This is a genomic window from Salmonella sp. 741265073_HBA, from assembly GCF_046569105.1.
Taxonomy (GTDB): Bacteria; Pseudomonadota; Gammaproteobacteria; order Enterobacterales; family Enterobacteriaceae; genus Salmonella; species Salmonella enterica.
Genome location: NZ_JBKFRY010000001.1, coordinates 1 through 18136 on the forward strand (window position 1 = coordinate 1; position 18136 = coordinate 18136).

Below are 18136 nucleotides of genomic sequence, written 5' to 3' on the forward strand. Positions count from 1 at the left end.
AGTTGGTAGAGCAGTTGACTTTTAATCAATTGGTCGCAGGTTCGAATCCTGCACGACCCACCAGTGTAAAAAAGCGCCCTAAAGGCGCTTTTTTGCTATCTGCGATATGGAAGATTCGAACCTGCCGCAGGTTCGGGTCGAACGCAGTGAGACAACGGAGCCGTTTACGGCGACGGCCCGAAGGGCGAGCAAAGCGAGTCATCCTGCACGACCCACCAGTGTAAAAAGGCGCCCTAAAGGCGCCTTTTTGCTATCTGCAATATGGAAGATTCGAACCTGCCGCAGGTTCGGGTCTCACGTAGTGAGACAACGGAGCCGCTTGCGGCGACGGCCCGAAGGGCGAGCGAAGCGAGTCATCCTGCACGACCCACCAGTGTAAAAAAGCGCCCTAAAGGCGCTTTTTTTGCTATCTGCGATATGGAAGATTCGAACCTGCAGCAGGTTTGGGTCTTGCCTGATGCGCTGCGCTTATCAGGCCTACAGACGGCACCGCTCACGTAGGCCAGATAAGACGTTACGCCGCCATCAAACACGGGCTACGTAATTATTGTGACTTTCTTTATTGGATCGGCTATCTTGTTTAGCATATAAAACAAATTAACCGATTGTGGCGTTTATTACGCTTTCATTCGGTTGTTTCGTTAAGTCAGTAAAACGAGAAGCCACGATGAGCGTAATGTTTGACCCGCAAGCAACGATTTACCCGTTCCCGCCGAAACCAACGCCATTGAACGACGATGAAAAGCAATTTTATCGTGAGAAAATCAAACGACTCCTCAGCGAACGGGATGCGGTGATGGTGGCGCACTACTACACCGATCCGGAAATTCAACAGTTGGCAGAAGAAACCGGCGGCTGTATTTCCGACTCGCTGGAAATGGCCCGTTTCGGCGCGAAGCACGCCGCATCCACGCTACTGGTAGCGGGCGTACGGTTTATGGGGGAAACCGCCAAAATCCTCAGCCCGGAAAAAACCATTCTTATGCCTACCCTGGCGGCGGAATGTTCGCTGGATTTAGGCTGCCCAATAGACGAATTTAGCGCTTTTTGTGATGCGCATCCTGACAGAACCGTAGTGGTCTATGCTAACACCTCGGCTGCTGTTAAAGCGCGTGCGGACTGGGTTGTGACCTCCAGTATCGCCGTAGAACTGATTGAGCATCTGGATAGTTTGGGGGAAAAAATTATCTGGGCGCCGGACAGACACTTGGGGAATTACGTGCAAAAACAGACCGGGGCCGATGTACTGTGTTGGCAAGGGGCGTGTATCGTGCATGACGAGTTTAAAACCCAGGCGTTGACCCGTTTAAAAAAAATCTATCCCGATGCCGCTCTTCTGGTTCACCCTGAATCGCCGCAGTCCATTGTCGAAATGGCCGATGCGGTGGGCTCCACCAGTCAGCTTATTAAGGCGGCAGAAACGCTGCCGCACAGACAGCTTATCGTGGCGACCGATCGCGGCATCTTCTACAAAATGCAGCAGGCGGTGCCTGAAAAAGAGCTGCTTGAAGCGCCCACGGCTGGCGAGGGGGCGACCTGCCGTAGCTGCGCGCACTGTCCGTGGATGGCGATGAATGGCCTGAAAGCCATTGCTGAAGGGCTGGAGCAGGGAGGCGCGGCGCATGAAATACAGGTTGAGGCGGCGCTACGCGAGGGCGCATTACTGCCCCTCAACAGGATGCTGGATTTTGCGACTACACTTCGGGCGTAAAGACGGAAATCTTTGGGGGAGAGAATGGATTTTTTTAGTACGCACAACATACTGATTCATATTCCGATTGGCGCTGGCGGGTACGATCTCTCGTGGATCGAAGCGGTAGGAACCATCGCCGGCCTGCTCTGTATTTGGCTTGCCAGTCTGGAGAAGATCAGCAACTACTTTTTTGGGCTGGTTAACGTCACTCTGTTTGCGATTATTTTCTTTCAGATCCAGCTTTATGCCAGCCTGTTGCTGCAACTCTTTTTCTTTGCCGCCAATATTTATGGCTGGTATGCGTGGTCTCGGCAAACAAATGATAATGAAGCCGAGCTTAAAATCCGCTGGCTGCCGTTGCCAAAAGCAATGGCATGGCTGGCGATATGTGTGATAGCCATTGGTTTGATGACGCGATATATCGATCCCGTATTCGCCGTCCTGACGCGCGTGGCCGTCGCCATTATGCAGATGCTGGGGTTACAGGTGACAATGCCCGTACTGCAACCAGACGCTTTCCCGTTCTGGGACTCTTGCATGATGGTGCTGTCTATCGCGGCGATGATTCTGATGACACGCAAATATGTCGAAAACTGGCTCCTGTGGGTGATAATCAACGTGATCAGTGTGGTGATTTTTGCTTTGCAGGGCGTCTATGCGATGTCGCTGGAATATCTGATCCTGACATTTATCGCCGTGAACGGTAGCCGCCTGTGGATAAACAGCGCGCGGGAGCGAGGATCGCGCGCGCTTTCCCGTTAATGGTGATGAACATGCCCGGATGGCGTCTGATTCAGATGACAGTCCGGGCCGTGACACACTTGATACTCCATCTGAATCGTAGCGTGCGCAATATGGTATTCGTGCATCAGAAAATCCTGGATACGTTCCAGCAGCGCATCATGGTCGTGTGGCGGAATGACCTGAGCGTGCAATGTCATGATCGGTTTTTCGCCGACCATCCAGACATGCACATGGTGTACGTTGCGGACTTCGGGGATTTCCCGGCTTAAATGGCGCTGTAAGGCATTAATATCCAGCGAAACCGGTGCGCCTTCCAGCAATTCGTTGACGCTATCTTTTAACAAACGCCAGGCGCTGCGTAGCACCAGTACCGAAACCAGAATAGAGAGAATCGGGTCCGCTGGCGTCCAGCCCGTCCAGATAATGATCAACGCGGCGACTATTGCGCCGACGGAACCCAGCAAATCGCCCATCACATGTAGCGCGGCAGCGCGCACGTTCAGATTTTTTTCATCGCTTCCCCGATGGAGAATCCAGAACGCAAACAGGTTCGCCAGCAGACCCGCAACCGCAATCACCATCATCAGATTGCCCGCCACCGGACGTGGCGTGTAAAAGCGCTCTATCGCTTCCCAGACAATGAGAAGGGTAATGACCACCAACGCAATGGCATTCACAAAAGCCGCCAGTGTGGTGAGTCTTAGCCAGCCAAAAGTGTGGCGAACAGTCGGGGGACGACGGGAAAATTGAACCGCCAGCAGCGCAAAGAGAAGGGCCGCCGCGTCGGTGAGCATATGTCCCGCATCCGCCAACAACGCCAGAGAGCCGGAGAGTATCCCGCCCACCACCTCAAGGAGCATAAATCCGGCAGTGACGATAAAGGCGAAAAGCAGGCGACGAGCATTATTGTCTTTCGGCAGGTGTGAATCGGCATGAGAGTGTGAGTGCGCCATAACGTCATTCCTTTGTTATTCTCATCAATACTGTAGACATCATACTGATTTTTCGCTGACAAAATAAAAAGGAGAGCGAAAGCTCTCCCGTTATCAGACTTTTTTCTGCATTACTGTGTGGTACCGTCGGTTTTGGTATTCACGTCATTATTGACGCCATTACCGGTTTCCACTTTTTTATTAATATCCGGGCAGCGACCGTCTTTACACATGGTATTTTTATGCTCTTCATCCTTGGTCATTCCGTCATGATTCATGGTTGAACCGTCTGGATGCTGCATCGTGCTGTTAGTGTTGCCGTTGGTATTGATGTCGTTGTTATTCACATCATTCGGCGCAACATTCTGGCGGGCGTCCGGGGCAACCTGACCGGCATTTGCCGCCGAGTTCGCCTGGCCATTACTGGATTGCGCGTTAGATTCAGCAGCTAACGCTGCGCCGCTGGCAAGGCCGAGGGTAGCGGTCAGTAAAAGCGTAGTCAGTTTTGTCATTTTCATAAGATGCTCCTGTTATGGTGGATATGTCGGATAACCTCTTCCAACAGTGCACGTGTCAGTCAAATCCTCAAATAAGGGATAAAAAGCGTTCGCCGCCGCGGGTTAACGCAGCAGAGAATCTTGCAATAATTCATAAACAGAGTGATTACAGTTAAAAAGTGTAGGTTAGATCCCATTTTTCGCTACATTTGTGCGTTTTTTTCCTGAATTCCAGGATTATTCCGTTCAAAGTGTAAAAGCCCGTTTACACTATTTAATTGAAGAGATAGATTGGAGGGATTGCATTCATTGGGATAAGTACGGCAACACTGGAATAAACATGAATTATCAGAACGACGATTTACGCATTAAAGAAATCAACGAGTTATTACCTCCGGTCGCGCTGCTGGAAAAGTTTCCCGCCACGGAAAATGCAGCAAATACCGTTGCTCACGCACGCAAAGCCATCCATAAAATTCTCAAAGGCAATGACGATCGTCTGCTGGTGGTGATCGGTCCTTGTTCAATTCATGATCCGGCAGCGGCGAAAGAGTATGCCGCCCGTTTGCTGGCGCTACGCGATGAGCTTCAAGGCGAGCTTGAAATTGTCATGCGCGTCTATTTTGAGAAACCGCGTACCACCGTCGGCTGGAAAGGGCTGATTAACGATCCGCACATGGATAACAGCTTCCAGATTAACGACGGTCTGCGTATTGCGCGCAAACTGCTGCTGGATATTAACGACAGCGGCCTGCCTGCCGCCGGCGAATTCCTCGATATGATCACGCCGCAATATCTGGCCGATCTGATGAGCTGGGGCGCCATTGGCGCGCGGACTACTGAATCCCAGGTTCATCGCGAACTGGCGTCTGGCCTCTCTTGTCCGGTCGGTTTTAAAAATGGTACTGATGGCACGATTAAAGTCGCCATTGACGCCATCAACGCCGCCGGTGCGCCGCACTGCTTCCTCTCCGTCACTAAGTGGGGTCATTCGGCGATTGTGAATACCAGCGGCAACGGCGACTGCCATATCATTCTGCGCGGCGGTAAAGCGCCAAACTATAGTGCGCAACATGTTGCTGAGGTGAAAGAAGGCCTCACCAAAGCGGGACTGACGCCGCAGGTCATGATCGATTTCAGCCATGCCAACTCCTGTAAGCAATTTCAAAAGCAGATGGAGGTTTGCGCCGATGTCTGCCAGCAGATAGCGGGCGGTGAACAAGCGATTATTGGCGTGATGGTAGAGAGTCATCTGGTAGAAGGCAACCAGAGTCTGGAAAGCGGTCAGCCGCTGACCTACGGTAAAAGCATTACTGACGCCTGTATTGGCTGGGAAGATACCGATGCGCTGCTTCGTCAGTTGTCGGCAGCGGTAAAAGCCCGTCGTGGTTAATCTTCATTACGTCTTAAACCGGCCCGTAAGGCCGGTTTTTTATTTGGAAACCGGTGAGATAGGCCACCGTGTCATCAATCGAAATATAAATAAATATATAACGAAATAATTCGGCGCTATAATTCTCCTCTGATTAATAACGTAGCCCGAACCATGACCTGTCAGGACAAATCACTTTTAGCCCCCGCTCTCGCTTCCACGCTCGTCATTCCGCGCTATCGCCAGATCATACGAAAACGGGCTGTGCTCATGTTAGCTATTGCGTTGGCGATGATGGCTTCACTGATGGTGGATGTAACCTGTGGGTCTTCTGGTTTACCGCTCAGTGCGCTGTGGCAGGCGCTTTTCCAGCCGGAAAAGGTGAATGCGGGCATATACGTTATTGTCTGGGATATTCGTTTACCCTATGCCCTGATGGCGCTGCTGGTAGGCATGGCGTTAGGGTTAGCGGGCGCCGAAATGCAAACCATTTTAAATAATCCGCTGGCGACGCCGTTTACCCTCGGCGTATCGTCCGCGGCGGCTTTTGGCGCTGCGCTGGCGATTGTGTTGGGGATCGGTATTCCCGGTATTCCTGCCGCCTGGTTTATCCCGGCCAATGCGTTCATCTTTGCGCTTTTATCCGCGTTACTCCTGGACGGTATTACCCGTTGGACAGGCGTCGCCGCATCCGGAGTGGTGTTGTTCGGTATTGCGCTGGTATTCACCTTTAACGCGTTGGTCGCCATTATGCAGTTTGTGGCTGATGAAGATACGCTGCAGGGGCTGGTATTCTGGACGATGGGGAGCCTGGTCCGTGCGTCGTGGGAAAAATTGGGCGTACTGGCCGTGGTGTTTATTGCTGTGCTTTTTTGCGCGTTACGAAGCGCCTGGCAACTCACGGCATTACGTCTGGGCGAAGAGAGGGCGATGAGCTTTGGGATTCATGTCCGCCGTTTACGCCTGCTGTCATTGTTACGTATCAGCTTGTTATCAGCGCTGGCGGTAGCTTTCGTCGGGCCGATTGGTTTTATTGGTCTCGTTGCGCCGCACATTGCGCGAATACTTTTGGGGGAAGATCACCGTTTCTACCTTCCGGGCAGCGTGCTGATAGGCGGGCTGGTGTTATCGCTGGCCTCTATTGCGGCGAAAAATAGTATTCCGGGCGTCATGGTGCCGGTGGGGATTGTCACCTCGCTGGTCGGGGTTCCGTTCTTTTTAAGCATTGTATTGCGACATCGGGGGAGTCTCTGATGCGCGGGTTAATGCTCCGCTCATTTAGCGCCGGCTATTCCACTCAGCCGGTTATTGCAGATCTCAACGTTCCCTTACTGCCGCGCGGGAAAATTACCATTTTGCTGGGGCCGAACGGCTGTGGTAAATCGACGTTACTACGTTCGCTGGCCGGGCTGAATAACGCCGACGGCAAGGCGCTGCTTGATGGCGAGGATCTCATGTCGTTATCGTTTGCCGAGCGGGCGCAGAAAGTTGTGTTTTTGCCGCAGTCATTACCGCAGGGCGTACATCTGCATGTACTGGAGTCGATTATCGTGGTACTGCGGGCATCAGGCGGCAGAAACAATGCGCAGGGCAGAGCGCAGATACTGGCTATCCTTGAGCAATTGGGCATAACGCATCTGGCGTTGCAGTATCTCGACCAGCTTTCCGGCGGTCAGCGGCAGTTAGTGGGGCTGGCGCAATCACTGATTCGTCGCCCTGAACTTCTGTTGCTGGATGAGCCGCTCAGCGCGCTGGATTTAAACTATCAGTTTCACGTAATGGATCTCGTGCGTCGGGATACCCAGGCGCAAAATAGGGTGACGATAGTCGTGGCGCATGACATTAATATTGCACTGCGTCATGGTGACCATGTCCTGATGCTAAAAGACGGCAGGCTGGTCGCCAGCGGCGCGCCGGAGACGGTGATTACTGCGGAGCGTCTGGCTGAAGTGTACCGGGTACGAGGACGCGTGGAGCGCTGTTCGCAGGGTAAATTGCAGGTGGTGCTGGACGGCGTGATCGCTGTTTAAGACATATTGCCTGATGGCGCTGCGCTTATCCGGCCTACCCATTGCTCGTAGGCCGGATAAGGCAGTTATACCGCCATCCGGCAAAGGTGATTACTTCGCTTTACCCTGATTCGCCACGGCAGCCGCTTTCGCAGCGATCTCGTCAGCGTTGCCCAGATAGTAATGTTTGATCGGCTTGAAGTTTTCGTCGAACTCATACACCAGCGGCACGCCGGTCGGGATGTTTAACTCAAGAATCTCATCTTCACTCATGTTATCCAGGTATTTCACCAGCGCACGCAATGAGTTACCGTGAGCGGCGATGATCACGCGCTCACCGCTCTTCATACGCGGCAGGATGGTGTCGTTCCAGTAAGGAATAACGCGGTCGATGGTCAGCGCCAGACTTTCGGTCAACGGCAGCTCTTTCTCGCTCAGTTTGGCATAACGTGGATCATGACCCGGATAACGCTCATCATCTTTGGTCAGTTCCGGCGGCGTCACGGCAAAACCGCGGCGCCACTGTTTAACCTGCTCGTCACCATATTTTTCTGCCGTTTCCGCTTTATTCAGCCCCTGCAACGCGCCATAGTGACGTTCATTGAGTTTCCAGGATTTTTCCACCGGCAGCCACGCCTGATCCAGTTCATCCAGTACGTTCCACAGCGTATGGATAGCGCGTTTCAGTACGGAAGTGTAGGCAAAATCAAAGCTGAAACCTTCTTCTTTTAGCAGTTTACCCGCTGCTTTTGCTTCGCTTACGCCTTTTTCAGACAGGTCAACATCATACCAGCCGGTGAAACGGTTCTCTTTGTTCCATTGACTTTCACCGTGACGTACCAGAACCAGCTTAGTTACAGCCATACTCTCACTCCTATAAATCATATGTAATGATAATAATTCTCATTATATTGCCGCGAGGTGTTGGCGGCAATGCTTACGCATAACCATAGCGAAAATAGTGGCGCAGTGTAAGGTTCTTGTGAACTCAGAGTTGCGATTTTGTCTTTAAGTGGTGGAGGTTTGAGCAGGGCAATGGCGCGTAGGCCCGATAAGCTTGCGTCATCGGGCATGTAGCGGCATATCGTTAGAACGGAATAAACTGATACTCGGTCAGGCTGGCGTACTCCTCGCCAGGGCGAAGGATACAGTCAGGCTGCGGCCATTCAGGATGATTCGGGCTGTCCGGCAGCAGTTCGCTTTCCAGCGCCAGCCCTTGCCAGTCGGCATAAGGTTCCGGTCCGCGGGAAGGTGTACCCGCCAGATAATTGCCGGAATAAAACTGTAGCGCCGGGGCGGTGGTGTAAACCATCATTTGTAGCTTTCCATCCTGTGACCACAGACGGGCCGCCGGCTTTTTGCCATCACCCTGCGTCTGTAGCAGGAAAGCATGATCGTAGCCTTTAACCTTGCGCTGATCGTCATCGGCGAGAAACTCGCTGGCAATGACTTTTGGCATCCGGAAGTCAAACGAGGTATTGGCTACCGATTTTAGCCCCTGGCGTGGAATACCGGATTCATCTACCGGCAGATACTCATCCGCCAGAATTTGCAGCTTATGTTGGCGCACGTCGGTCCGATCGCCGTCCAGATTAAAATAGACGTGGTTGGTCAAATTCACCGGACAGGGTTTATCGACCGTCGCTCGGTAGGTGATGGAGATTCTATTGTCATCGGTCAGACGATATTGCGCCGTGGCGCAAAGATGGCCAGGAAAGCCCTGGTCGCCGTCATCAGAGGTGAGCGCGAATAATACCTGGCGATCGTTCTGGTTCACAATTTGCCAGCGGCGCTTGTCAAAGCCTTCCGGTCCGCCGTGTAGCTGGTTCTCGCCCTGGCTTGGGCTTAACTGTACGGTTTCGCCGGCAAACGTATAGCGGCTATTGGCGATACGGTTCGCGTAACGGCCAATAGAGGCGCCGAGGAACGACGTCTGTTCAGGGTAGTGTTCCGGGCTGGCGCAGCCCAGCAATGCTTCCCGAACGCTGCCGTCAGACAGCGGGATACGGGCGGAAAGAAGAGTGGCTCCCCAGTCCATCAGCGTTACCACCATCCCTGCGCTGTTGCGCAGGGTTAACAGGCGGTACGGTTGACCATCGGGGGCCAGTGCGGGCGTTTCATTTAGCACTGTCCTGCTCCTTGTGACGGTTTGCATACATAAAAGGTTTCTTTGATTCCGGTTTTCGCTTCGTACTGTTGCGCAACGGCCTGCTGCACCGCGGGAACCAGATCTTCCGGGATCAGCGCGACAACACAGCCGCCGAAGCCGCCGCCAGTCATGCGCACGCCGCCTTGATCGCCGATGGTCGCTTTGACGATGTCTACCAGCGTGTCTATCTGCGGGACGGTAATTTCGAAATCATCGCGCATTGAGGCATGGGACTCCGCCATCAGTTGGCCCATACGTTGCAAATCACCTTTCTCCAGCGCGCTTGCCGCTTCAACGGTGCGCGCATTTTCGCTCAATACATGGCGAACGCGTTTTGCGACTACCGGGTCCAGTTCGCTGGCGACGGCATTGAACGCCTCAAGGCTGACATCGCGCAGGGCCGGCTGCTGGAAGAAACGGGCGCCGGTTTCGCACTGTTCACGGCGGGTATTATACTCGCTGCCCACCAGAGTGCGCTTAAAGTTACTGTTGATGATCACCACGGCGACACCTTTCGGCATGGAAACCGCTTTGGCGCCGAGCGTACGGCAATCAATCAGCAACGCATGATCTTTTTTGCCGAGCGCAGAGATGAGCTGATCCATAATGCCGCAGTTACAGCCGACAAACTGGTTCTCGGCCTCTTGTCCGTTGAGCGCAATTTGCGCGCCGTCCAGCGGCAGGTGATAAAGCTGCTGGAAGACGGTGCCCACCGCCACTTCCAGCGAGGCGGAGGAGCTTAACCCGGCGCCCTGCGGCACATTGCCGCTGATGACCATATCCACGCCGCCAAACGCGTTGTTACGCTGTTGCAGGTGTTTCACTACGCCGCGCACATAGTTAGACCATTGCTGGCTATCGTGGGTCACGATCGGCACATCCAGTGAAAATTCGTCCGCCTGATTGTCGTAATCGGCGGCAATCACCCGTACGGTACGATCGTCGCGCGGCGCACAGCTAATTACGGTCTGGTAATCGATAGCGCAGGGCAGAACAAAACCATCATTGTAATCAGTGTGCTCGCCGATCAGATTGACGCGGCCTGGCGCCTGAATCGTGTGGGTGGCAGGGTAGCCGAAAATTTCAGCAAACAGCGCGCGCGTTTTCTCTTTCAGATTCATTTTTATACTCCGGATTCGCGAAAATGGATGTCGCTGACCGCGCGCAGGCGTTCAGCCGCTTGTTCTGCGGTTAAATCACGCTGGGTTTCCGCCAGCATTTCATAGCCGACCATAAATTTGCGGACGGTCGCAGAGCGCAGCAGCGGCGGATAAAAGTGCGCGTGCAACTGCCAGTGTGCGTTTTCTTCACCGTTAAACGGCGCGCCGTGCCAGCCCATTGAGTAGGGGAAGGAACACTGGAACAGGTTGTCATAACGACTGGTCAGCTTTTTCAACGCCAGCGCCAGAGAGTCGCGCTGCTCGTCGCTTAAATCGGTAATGCGCAGGACATGCGTTTTGGGTAACAGTAGCGTTTCGAACGGCCACGCCGCCCAGTAAGGCACCACCGCCAGCCAGTGTTCGGTTTCGACCACGGTGCGGCTGCCGTCCGCCAGTTCTCGCTGGACATAATCCACCAGCATTGGCGAGCGCTGCTCGGCGAAGTAGGCTTTTTGTAAACGATCTTCGCGTTCGGCCTCATTCGGCAGGAAGCTGTTGGCCCAGACCTGGCCATGCGGATGCGGGTTCGAACAGCCCATCGCCGCGCCTTTATTTTCAAAGACCTGCACCCACGGATAGGTTTTGCCTAACTCGGCGGTCTGCGTTTGCCAGGTTCTGACGATTTCCGTCAGCGCGGGCAGGCTCAACTCCGGCAGCGTTTTACTGTGATCGGGAGAAAAGCAGATCACGCGGCTGGTGCCGCGCGCGCTCTGACAGCGCATCAGCGGATCGTGGCTGTCCGGCGCATCCGGCGTATCGGCCATCAGCGCCGCGAAATCGTTAGTAAAGACGTAAGTCCCTTTGTAATCGGGATTTTTATCGCCGGTGACACGCGTATTGCCCGCACACAAGAAGCAGTCCGGATCGTGGGCCGGCAGCATTTGCTGAGACGGCGTTTCCTGCGCCCCCTGCCAGGGGCGTTTTGCGCGATGCGGCGAAACCAGAACCCACTGGCCGGTAAGCGGGTTATAACGGCGATGCGGATGATCGATGGGATTAAATGGGGTCATAACAACGTCCTTAATCTGGGTATCCCTGCGGATGGCGTGACTGCCAGTGCCAGGTGTCCTGCGCCATTTCGTCAAGCGTGCGGGTGACGCGCCAGTTCAGCTCGCGATCGGCTTTGCTGGCATCCGCCCAATACGCCGGGAGATCGCCGTCGCGACGCGGCGCGAAGTGGTAATTAATGGGTTTACCGCAGGCTTTACTAAAGGCGTTGACCACATCCAGGACGCTACTGCCGACACCCGCGCCGAGGTTATAAATATGTACGCCGGATTTGTCCGCCAGTTTTTCCATCGCCACGACGTGCCCGTCGGCTAAGTCCATAACGTGAATGTAATCGCGTACGCCGGTGCCATCCTCGGTCGGGTAATCGTTGCCGAAAACGGCGAGCGATTCGCGACGACCCACGGCGACCTGGGCGATATAGGGCATCAGGTTATTCGGAATACCTTGCGGATCTTCTCCCATGTCGCCCGACGGGTGCGCGCCGACCGGGTTGAAATAACGCAGCAGCGCAATACTCCACTCCGGCTGGGCTTTTTGCAGATCGGTGAGGATCTGTTCTACCATCAATTTACTTTTGCCGTAGGGGCTTTGCGGCGTGCCGGTAGGAAAACTTTCGACGTAAGGAATTTTGGGCTGATCGCCATAAACGGTGGCGGAGGAGCTAAAAATAAGGTTTTTAACGTTGGCCGCACGCATGGCGCTGACCAACCGTAGCGTACCGTTGACGTTGTTGTCATAGTACTCCAGCGGCCTGGCGACCGATTCGCCGACGGCTTTCAGGCCGGCAAAGTGAATCACGGTATCAATCGCGTGATCGTGCAGAATTTCGGTTATAAGCGCTTCGTTGCGAATATCGCCTTCGACAAAGGTCGGGTGCTTACCGCCCAGACGTTCAATAACGGGCAGCACGCTGCGCTTGCTGTTGCAGAGGTTATCGAGGATGACGACGTCATGACCATTTTGCAGCAATTGTACGCAGGTATGACTTCCAATGTAACCGCTACCACCTGTAACCAATACTCTCATAATTCGCTCCGTTAAGCCTATGGTATGGAATAACCATAGCATAACAAAGATGCGAAAAGTGTGACATGTAATAAATTAGTGGAATCGTTTACACACTGGTGATTTTGCGCATTTATATCAATTAAATGATTACAAATCATCTGGCTTGAGAATGCTTCTGCTTTTTATCCGAAAAAAAGGCGCGTTATGCGCCTGGAAATGAAACGGACGGGGCAGGGGCTGTCAGTCTTTTTTACGCGAGAGTAGCTTCCTGGCGAGCGCCCCGACGGCGACGACGCCGATGGCGGTCACTTTCCAGAATTTAAGTAACGCGATGCCGAGCATAGCAAGCAGTCCTACTTTTTTGGCCGCGATACCGCCAATCAGCGCGGCGAGCCCATACTCCGCTATTTTGTCCGTTGATTCGTTGAAGTCAGCGTAGCGTTGTCCAGAGTTGAACTTGACGGAACTGAGAATTCTTTTCGCCAGAGGGATTTCGTGGTCAACAGAACCTCTGTCGGTCACCAGATTTAAAGAAAAATAGCCTTCACGTCCCAGCAGATAGGTGTTGTAGTTCACGCCTTGTTCATTCAGTGGTTCGTTGGTGCCGATATCATGGATGGCGGCGGACCAGATCAGACGATGATTGGTTGCATCGTAGGTAGGCTTCTCGATCCAGCCAATAATTTCTATCGGCTCAATGCCTTTTGCAATACGATCTTTATTCGCTTCTTTTGTGCCTTTGCGCAGGTTATCCATTAATTCATCGGCATCCCAATTTTTTGCATCATCATCTTTTACATAACCAGAATCATCATATTCGATAGAAATAAATCCATTCATTTCCTTTTTAAATACGAGACCGTAAAAATATTCATCGTCAACATAGTTACCAATTTCACGCATAAATACCGCCGCTTCTTTTGCGGGTATCCAGGTAAATCCTTCCGGTAGATTAAGCGTGGCTTTATCACCTAAACTAATCTTTGTCGGACCCGCAACGGCGGCGCGACTCATGCCTTCAACAGCGACCTCAACGGCGGTTTTACGCGCTTCCTGCGCAGCGGTCGGCTTTTGCTCAGCATAACTGCTGGGGCAAAATAACATGGCTGCCAGTAAAAATAGTATTATTTGTGGAAAACGAAAAGCCATAATGAATCCCTTATATTCACATACGACATCATTGTCGAAAATTTCAGAATTATTATGACAATGAGGCGGTCAGCGATTCAAGAGATAGTAAGCTTATCGACCGTTATTATTATTCTTAATAAAAGGAGAGTGGTTCCAGAATGGCGCGCAGCGCCATTCTGATAATACATTTAATTATTGCATCGTCCGGAAACGTACTTATAACGTTCGCCCTCTGGTACAAATTCCAGCCGGTGGGTAATACAGGCAGGCGCATCCTCTGCATGATGGGAAACGAACAGCAGCTGAGTCTCTCCCTGGCGAATTAATACATCTACAAAACGGCGTACCAGTTGGCGGTTCAGCGGGTCCAACCCTTGCAGCGGCTCATCCAGAATCAACACTGTCGGATGCTTAACCAGCGCGCGCACGATCAGCGCCAGCCGCTGCTGTCCCCAGGAGAGACTGTGGAAGGGGGCATCCGCCGTACGCTTATCGATTCCCAGAATATCCAGCCACTGTTGCGCCAGTTTTCGTTGCCTGTCTGAAACGGCCTGGTAAATGCCGATAGAATCGAAATAGCCGGAGAGAATGACATTGCGTACCGTGGTACTGACGCGGTAATCCAGATGTAAACTGCTGCTGACGTAGCCGATATGTTTTTTGATATCCCAGATTGTTTCGCCGCTTCCTCGCCGCCGCCCGAACAGCGTAAGATCGTTGCTGTAGCCTTGCGGATGATCGCCAGTAATAAGGCTAAGCAACGTAGACTTACCCGCTCCGTTAGGACCGACGATCTGCCAGTGTTCGCCCGGATTGACTCGCCAGCTTAGGTGGTGGAGGATAGGGCGATCGTTATACGAGACTACGCCATCGTTAAGTACGATCCGTGGTTCGCCATCGGGTAACGCATGGCGGGCGGAAGGTTCGTCCGGTTCGGGTAATTGTACGTCGGTCAGACGCTCGCTGTGCGCGAGTTGAGCGACCAACGCCCGTTGCAGTAACTCTGTCGTCGTTCCGGTCTCCGCCAGCGTACAGTCGGCAAGCACGCCGGCAAACTGCACGAAGTCCGGGATCTCATCAAAACGGTTGAGTACCAGCGCCAGGGTAATACCCGCCTGGTTCAACGCCGTCAGGCGTTGCGCCAGTTGTTGACGGGCGGTCACGTCAAGCCCGTCGAACGGTTCATCAAGGATCAATAACTCCGGCTCAGACATCAGCGCCTGACACAGCAGCGCTTTTCGCGTCTCGCCGGTAGAAAGGTATTTAAAACGCCTGTTGAGTAAAGCGGAAATGCCGAACTGCTGCGCCAGCATCGCACAGCGGGCAGGATGGTGAACATCATCCTGAATAATTTCCGCGGTAGTGCGCCCGGTATCGTCTTCGCCAGGACTGAGCATATCGGTGTTATTACGTTGCCACTCATCGCTGACCAGCTTTTGCAATTGTTCAAAGGACAGACGAGTAATGCGGGTAAACTGACACTGGCGCTCGCCTGTTAATAATGGCAGTTCACCCGCCAGCGCGCGGGCGAGCGCCGACTTCCCGCTCCCGTTAGCCCCAACGAATGCCCAGCTATCGCCCGCATTGAGCGTCAGCGAATCCAGATGAAGTGTTTTTGTATCGCTCAGACGAAACGTGCCTTGCGAAATTTGCAACGATGACATTTTGCATCCCATTTTTTGCAGCGATGAATGACAGGGATACGTCTTTCGGCAACGGATGTCAATGTGCTTAGCACAACGTTGCAATAATCACTCTGTCCGCATTAAACCAGGCAATCACGTCATCGCCTTCCTTTAACGTGGCGGCATCCGCAGTCGGTATCGTGGCGCACAGCGTCTGGCCGTCCGGCAGCGCCATCAACACTTCACACTGTTCCGCGCCGCGCTCGATATGGCTGATCGTTCCCGACAACTGATTGTCAGCGGCGCGCGCAACGGCTGCATCCCGGGTAATGCCAACCCACGGCGCTTTTAGCAGGATCAGCACTTCTTTACCTTCCTCCAGGCCGAGACGCTCGCCGCTTTGCGCCGTCAGCGCGACTTTGAGCCGCGTTTTGCCGTCGGCCAGCAGCACATCGACATGCTGTTGCACCTGATCGCGATCGCGGGCGGTAATGGTGCCGAACCACTGATTTCGGGCGCTGGTTTGCAGTGAAAAGCGGGAGATAGCGGCCAGCAGACTGTCAAGCGGCAGGGCGTCATCGTCGCTTAACACATCGAACGCTTTTTGCTGAATTTGGCCCAGCAAATCGTAAAGCTGGATCAGACGCTGACCATAGCGGGTTAATACCGCGCCGCCGCCGCCTTTGCCGCCCGTTGCGCGTTCAACCAGCATATGTTCACTAAGCTGGTTCATGTCGTTTATCGCATCCCAGGCGCTCTTATAGCTGATTCCCGCGTCTTTCGCGCCCTGACTAATCGAGCCGGAAAGCGCAATGTGTTTCAGCAGAGAGATACGTCGGGGATCGGCAAAAAGCTTTTGCTGAAGTTTCAGGGTAAGAAGGATTTCGGCCTGCATAACCAGCTCCTGGTAAAAAGACTATTGTGACTGAAAAGCGCGTCAGCGCAAAGCCGACCGCACAAAAGGGGAGTGCTTTTCTGTGTGATGCGGTTAAAATACAAAAAGGACTATATCTGGAGTTGCCCATGTTAGAGTTATTAAAAAGTCTGGTATTCGCCGTCATCATGGTACCGGTAGTGATGGCCATCATCCTCGGTCTGATTTACGGTCTGGGTGAGGTGTTCAACATTTTTTCCGGTATCGGTCAGAAAGACCAGTCCAGACAGAACCGCTGATTTCCCCAAACGCCCGCTCAGTCGGGCGTTTTTGTTTACTCAAGATCCTGCTTTTCCTGCCGATATTTTCTGTGTTTAATCGTTAATGGGTATGAATAACCGCTGGGAAACCCCTGAGATTATCGTTATATTGTCGATTACATAACGAAACGCACAAGGAGTTACAGATGGCGCATTCCTGGTTACGCCTGGTCGCAGGGGCGACATTATCTTTCGTCATCGCTGGTCATGCGCTGGCGGATGAAGGCAAGATCACCGTATTCGCCGCCGCGTCGCTAACGAACGCGATGCAAGACATTGCGGCAGAATATAAAAAAGAGAAAAATGTGGATGTGGTTTCCTCATTCGCCTCCTCTTCAACGCTGGCGCGCCAGATAGAAGCGGGCGCGCCGGCGGATCTGTTCATCTCTGCTGACCAGAAATGGATGGATTACGCAGCCGATAAAAAAGCGGTGGATACCACGACGCGCGAAACATTGCTTGGCAATAGCCTGGTGGTGGTAGCGCCGAAAGCCAGCGAGCAGAAACCGTTTACCATCGACAACAAAACGGACTGGATTCGTCTGCTGAACGGCGGGCGTCTGGCGGTGGGCGATCCGCAACACGTACCGGCGGGAATTTATGCCAAAGAAGCGCTGCAAAAGTTGGGCGCATGGCAAACGCTTGAACCGAAACTGGCGCCGGGCGAGGATGTGCGCGGCGCGTTGGCGCTGGTCGAACGTAACGAAGCGCCTTTGGGCATTGTATACGGTTCTGATGCGGTCGCCAGCAAAGGGGTCAACGTGGTGGCGACGTTCCCGGAAGATTCACATAAAAAAGTGGAATACCCCATCGCTATCGTGGAGGGGCATAAAAATGCGGCCGTCAGCGCGTTCTATGATTACCTGAAAGGACCGCAGGCCTCGGCAATCTTTAAACGTTATGGATTTACGACGAAGTAATGATACTGACCGATCCAGAATGGCAGGCTGTCCTTCTTAGCCTGAAAGTGTCTTCCCTGGCCGTGCTGTTTAGCCTGCCGTTTGGGATCTTTTTTGCCTGGTTACTGGTGCGATGCCGGTTTCCGGGCAAAGCCTTACTTGATAGTGTCCTGCATCTGCCGCTGGTGCTGCCGCCGGTGGTGGTCGGCTATCTGCTGCTGGTGTCGATGGGGCGACGCGGGTTTATTGGCCAGTGGCTGTATGACTGGTTCGGTCTCACGTTTGCCTTTAGCTGGCGCGGCGCCGTGCTGGCGGCGGCGGTGATGTCCTTCCCGCTGATGGTGCGGGCCATTCGGCTGGCGCTGGAGGGGGTGGATATCAAGCTCGAACAGGCCGCCAGAACGCTGGGCGCCGGGCGCTGGCGCGTTTTTCTGACTATCACCTTACCGCTTACCCTGCCAGGCATTATTGTCGGTACGGTGCTGGCGTTTGCCCGTTCGCTTGGCGAATTTGGCGCGACCATTACCTTTGTTTCCAATATTCCGGGCGAAACCCGCACCATACCTTCCGCCATGTATACCTTGATCCAGACGCCTGGCGGGGAGAGCGCGGCGGCGAGGCTGTGCGTGATTTCGATTGTATTAGCGCTGATTTCGCTGTTGATTTCTGAATGGCTGGCGCGGATGAGCCGTGAACGGACGGGGCGCTAACC

18 protein-coding genes and 2 other RNA genes are annotated in these 18136 nt (G+C 53.5%); 10 read left to right on the plus strand and 10 right to left on the minus strand.

The annotated features are described in order from the left end of the window. Positions 1-92: 92 nt before the first annotated feature. From ACLD3P_RS00005 to pnuC, 4 genes are all read left to right on the plus strand, one after another. Positions 93-218, plus strand: a non-coding RNA gene (locus tag ACLD3P_RS00005) — RtT sRNA. Between the two features lie 29 nt (positions 219-247). Continuing rightward, a non-coding RNA gene (locus ACLD3P_RS00010) (RtT sRNA) lies at positions 248-373 on the plus strand. A 294-nt stretch (positions 374-667) separates the two neighbouring features. Beyond that, entirely contained in the window at positions 668-1711 is a 1044-nt protein-coding gene (nadA, locus tag ACLD3P_RS00015) for a quinolinate synthase NadA (RefSeq protein WP_131046199.1), read from the plus strand. A gap of 24 nt (positions 1712-1735) precedes the next feature. Continuing rightward, positions 1736-2455 (plus strand): nicotinamide riboside transporter PnuC, encoded by a 720-nt coding sequence (gene pnuC / locus ACLD3P_RS00020; RefSeq protein ID WP_411006530.1) that lies wholly within the window; start codon positions 1736-1738, stop codon positions 2453-2455. Here the strand turns inward: pnuC and zitB are convergent. Continuing rightward, positions 2452-3390, minus strand: a complete 939-nt coding sequence (gene zitB, locus ACLD3P_RS00025) for a CDF family zinc transporter ZitB (RefSeq protein WP_000951247.1) — start codon at positions 3388-3390, stop codon at positions 2452-2454. The two genes, pnuC and zitB, sit on opposite strands and share 4 nt — an antisense overlap. 110 nt (positions 3391-3500) lie before the next feature. Further along, on the minus strand, positions 3501-3887 hold the full coding sequence (locus ACLD3P_RS00030; RefSeq protein ID WP_000784380.1) for a YbgS-like family protein: 387 nt from the start codon (positions 3885-3887) through the stop codon (positions 3501-3503). Positions 3888-4206: 319 nt separating this feature from the next. On the opposite strand from ACLD3P_RS00030, the gene aroG reads away from it, so the two are divergent. From aroG to ACLD3P_RS00045, 3 genes are all read left to right on the plus strand, one after another. Continuing rightward, positions 4207-5259 (plus strand): 3-deoxy-7-phosphoheptulonate synthase AroG, encoded by a 1053-nt coding sequence (aroG, locus tag ACLD3P_RS00035; protein ID WP_001528822.1) that lies wholly within the window; start codon positions 4207-4209, stop codon positions 5257-5259. 153 nt (positions 5260-5412) lie between these two features. Continuing rightward, positions 5413-6492: a FecCD family ABC transporter permease gene (locus ACLD3P_RS00040; protein WP_076726297.1), complete on the plus strand. Its 1080-nt coding sequence runs from the start codon at positions 5413-5415 to the stop codon at positions 6490-6492. Continuing rightward, the gene (locus ACLD3P_RS00045; RefSeq protein WP_115286181.1) at positions 6492-7268 is read left to right on the plus strand and encodes an ABC transporter ATP-binding protein; all 777 of its coding nucleotides are present in this window, start codon (positions 6492-6494) and stop codon (positions 7266-7268) included. Before ACLD3P_RS00040 ends, ACLD3P_RS00045 begins: the two co-directional genes overlap by 1 nt. 90 nt (positions 7269-7358) lie before the next feature. Here ACLD3P_RS00045 and gpmA read toward each other — a convergent pair whose 3' ends face one another. From gpmA to modE, 8 genes are all read right to left on the minus strand, one after another. Continuing rightward, positions 7359-8111, minus strand: coding sequence for a 2,3-diphosphoglycerate-dependent phosphoglycerate mutase (gene gpmA / locus ACLD3P_RS00050; protein ID WP_000301554.1), 753 nt, complete (start codon positions 8109-8111; stop codon positions 7359-7361). 223 nt (positions 8112-8334) lie between these two features. Then, positions 8335-9375 (minus strand): galactose-1-epimerase, encoded by a 1041-nt coding sequence (gene galM / locus ACLD3P_RS00055; protein WP_000931428.1) that lies wholly within the window; start codon positions 9373-9375, stop codon positions 8335-8337. Continuing rightward, the gene (galK, locus tag ACLD3P_RS00060; RefSeq protein ID WP_023230573.1) at positions 9369-10517 is read right to left on the minus strand and encodes a galactokinase; all 1149 of its coding nucleotides are present in this window, start codon (positions 10515-10517) and stop codon (positions 9369-9371) included. The genes galM and galK overlap by 7 nt, the downstream gene beginning before the upstream one ends. A gap of 2 nt (positions 10518-10519) precedes the next feature. Further along, positions 10520-11566: a galactose-1-phosphate uridylyltransferase gene (gene galT / locus ACLD3P_RS00065; protein WP_000187473.1), complete on the minus strand. Its 1047-nt coding sequence runs from the start codon at positions 11564-11566 to the stop codon at positions 10520-10522. 10 nt (positions 11567-11576) lie between these two features. Next, positions 11577-12593, minus strand: coding sequence for a UDP-glucose 4-epimerase GalE (galE, locus tag ACLD3P_RS00070; RefSeq protein ID WP_001265465.1), 1017 nt, complete (start codon positions 12591-12593; stop codon positions 11577-11579). A 222-nt stretch (positions 12594-12815) separates the two neighbouring features. Then, on the minus strand, positions 12816-13724 hold the full coding sequence (locus tag ACLD3P_RS00075; RefSeq protein WP_080198005.1) for a DUF2167 domain-containing protein: 909 nt from the start codon (positions 13722-13724) through the stop codon (positions 12816-12818). Between the two features lie 170 nt (positions 13725-13894). Continuing rightward, positions 13895-15370, minus strand: coding sequence for a molybdate ABC transporter ATP-binding protein ModF (modF, locus tag ACLD3P_RS00080; RefSeq protein ID WP_131046198.1), 1476 nt, complete (start codon positions 15368-15370; stop codon positions 13895-13897). 67 nt (positions 15371-15437) lie between these two features. Beyond that, on the minus strand, positions 15438-16226 hold the full coding sequence (gene modE, locus ACLD3P_RS00085) for a molybdenum-dependent transcriptional regulator (protein ID WP_001147416.1): 789 nt from the start codon (positions 16224-16226) through the stop codon (positions 15438-15440). Between the two features lie 128 nt (positions 16227-16354). On the opposite strand from modE, the gene ACLD3P_RS00090 reads away from it, so the two are divergent. From ACLD3P_RS00090 to modB, 3 genes are all read left to right on the plus strand, one after another. Next, a complete protein-coding gene (locus tag ACLD3P_RS00090) occupies positions 16355-16504 on the plus strand; it encodes an AcrZ family multidrug efflux pump-associated protein (protein ID WP_000891513.1) in 150 nt (49 codons plus the stop codon). Positions 16505-16671: 167 nt separating this feature from the next. Continuing rightward, positions 16672-17445, plus strand: a complete 774-nt coding sequence (modA, locus tag ACLD3P_RS00095) for a molybdate ABC transporter substrate-binding protein (RefSeq protein WP_001522982.1) — start codon at positions 16672-16674, stop codon at positions 17443-17445. Then, positions 17445-18134, plus strand: coding sequence for a molybdate ABC transporter permease subunit (modB, locus tag ACLD3P_RS00100; protein ID WP_023258605.1), 690 nt, complete (start codon positions 17445-17447; stop codon positions 18132-18134). Before modA ends, modB begins: the two co-directional genes overlap by 1 nt. Positions 18135-18136: the final 2 nt, after the last annotated feature.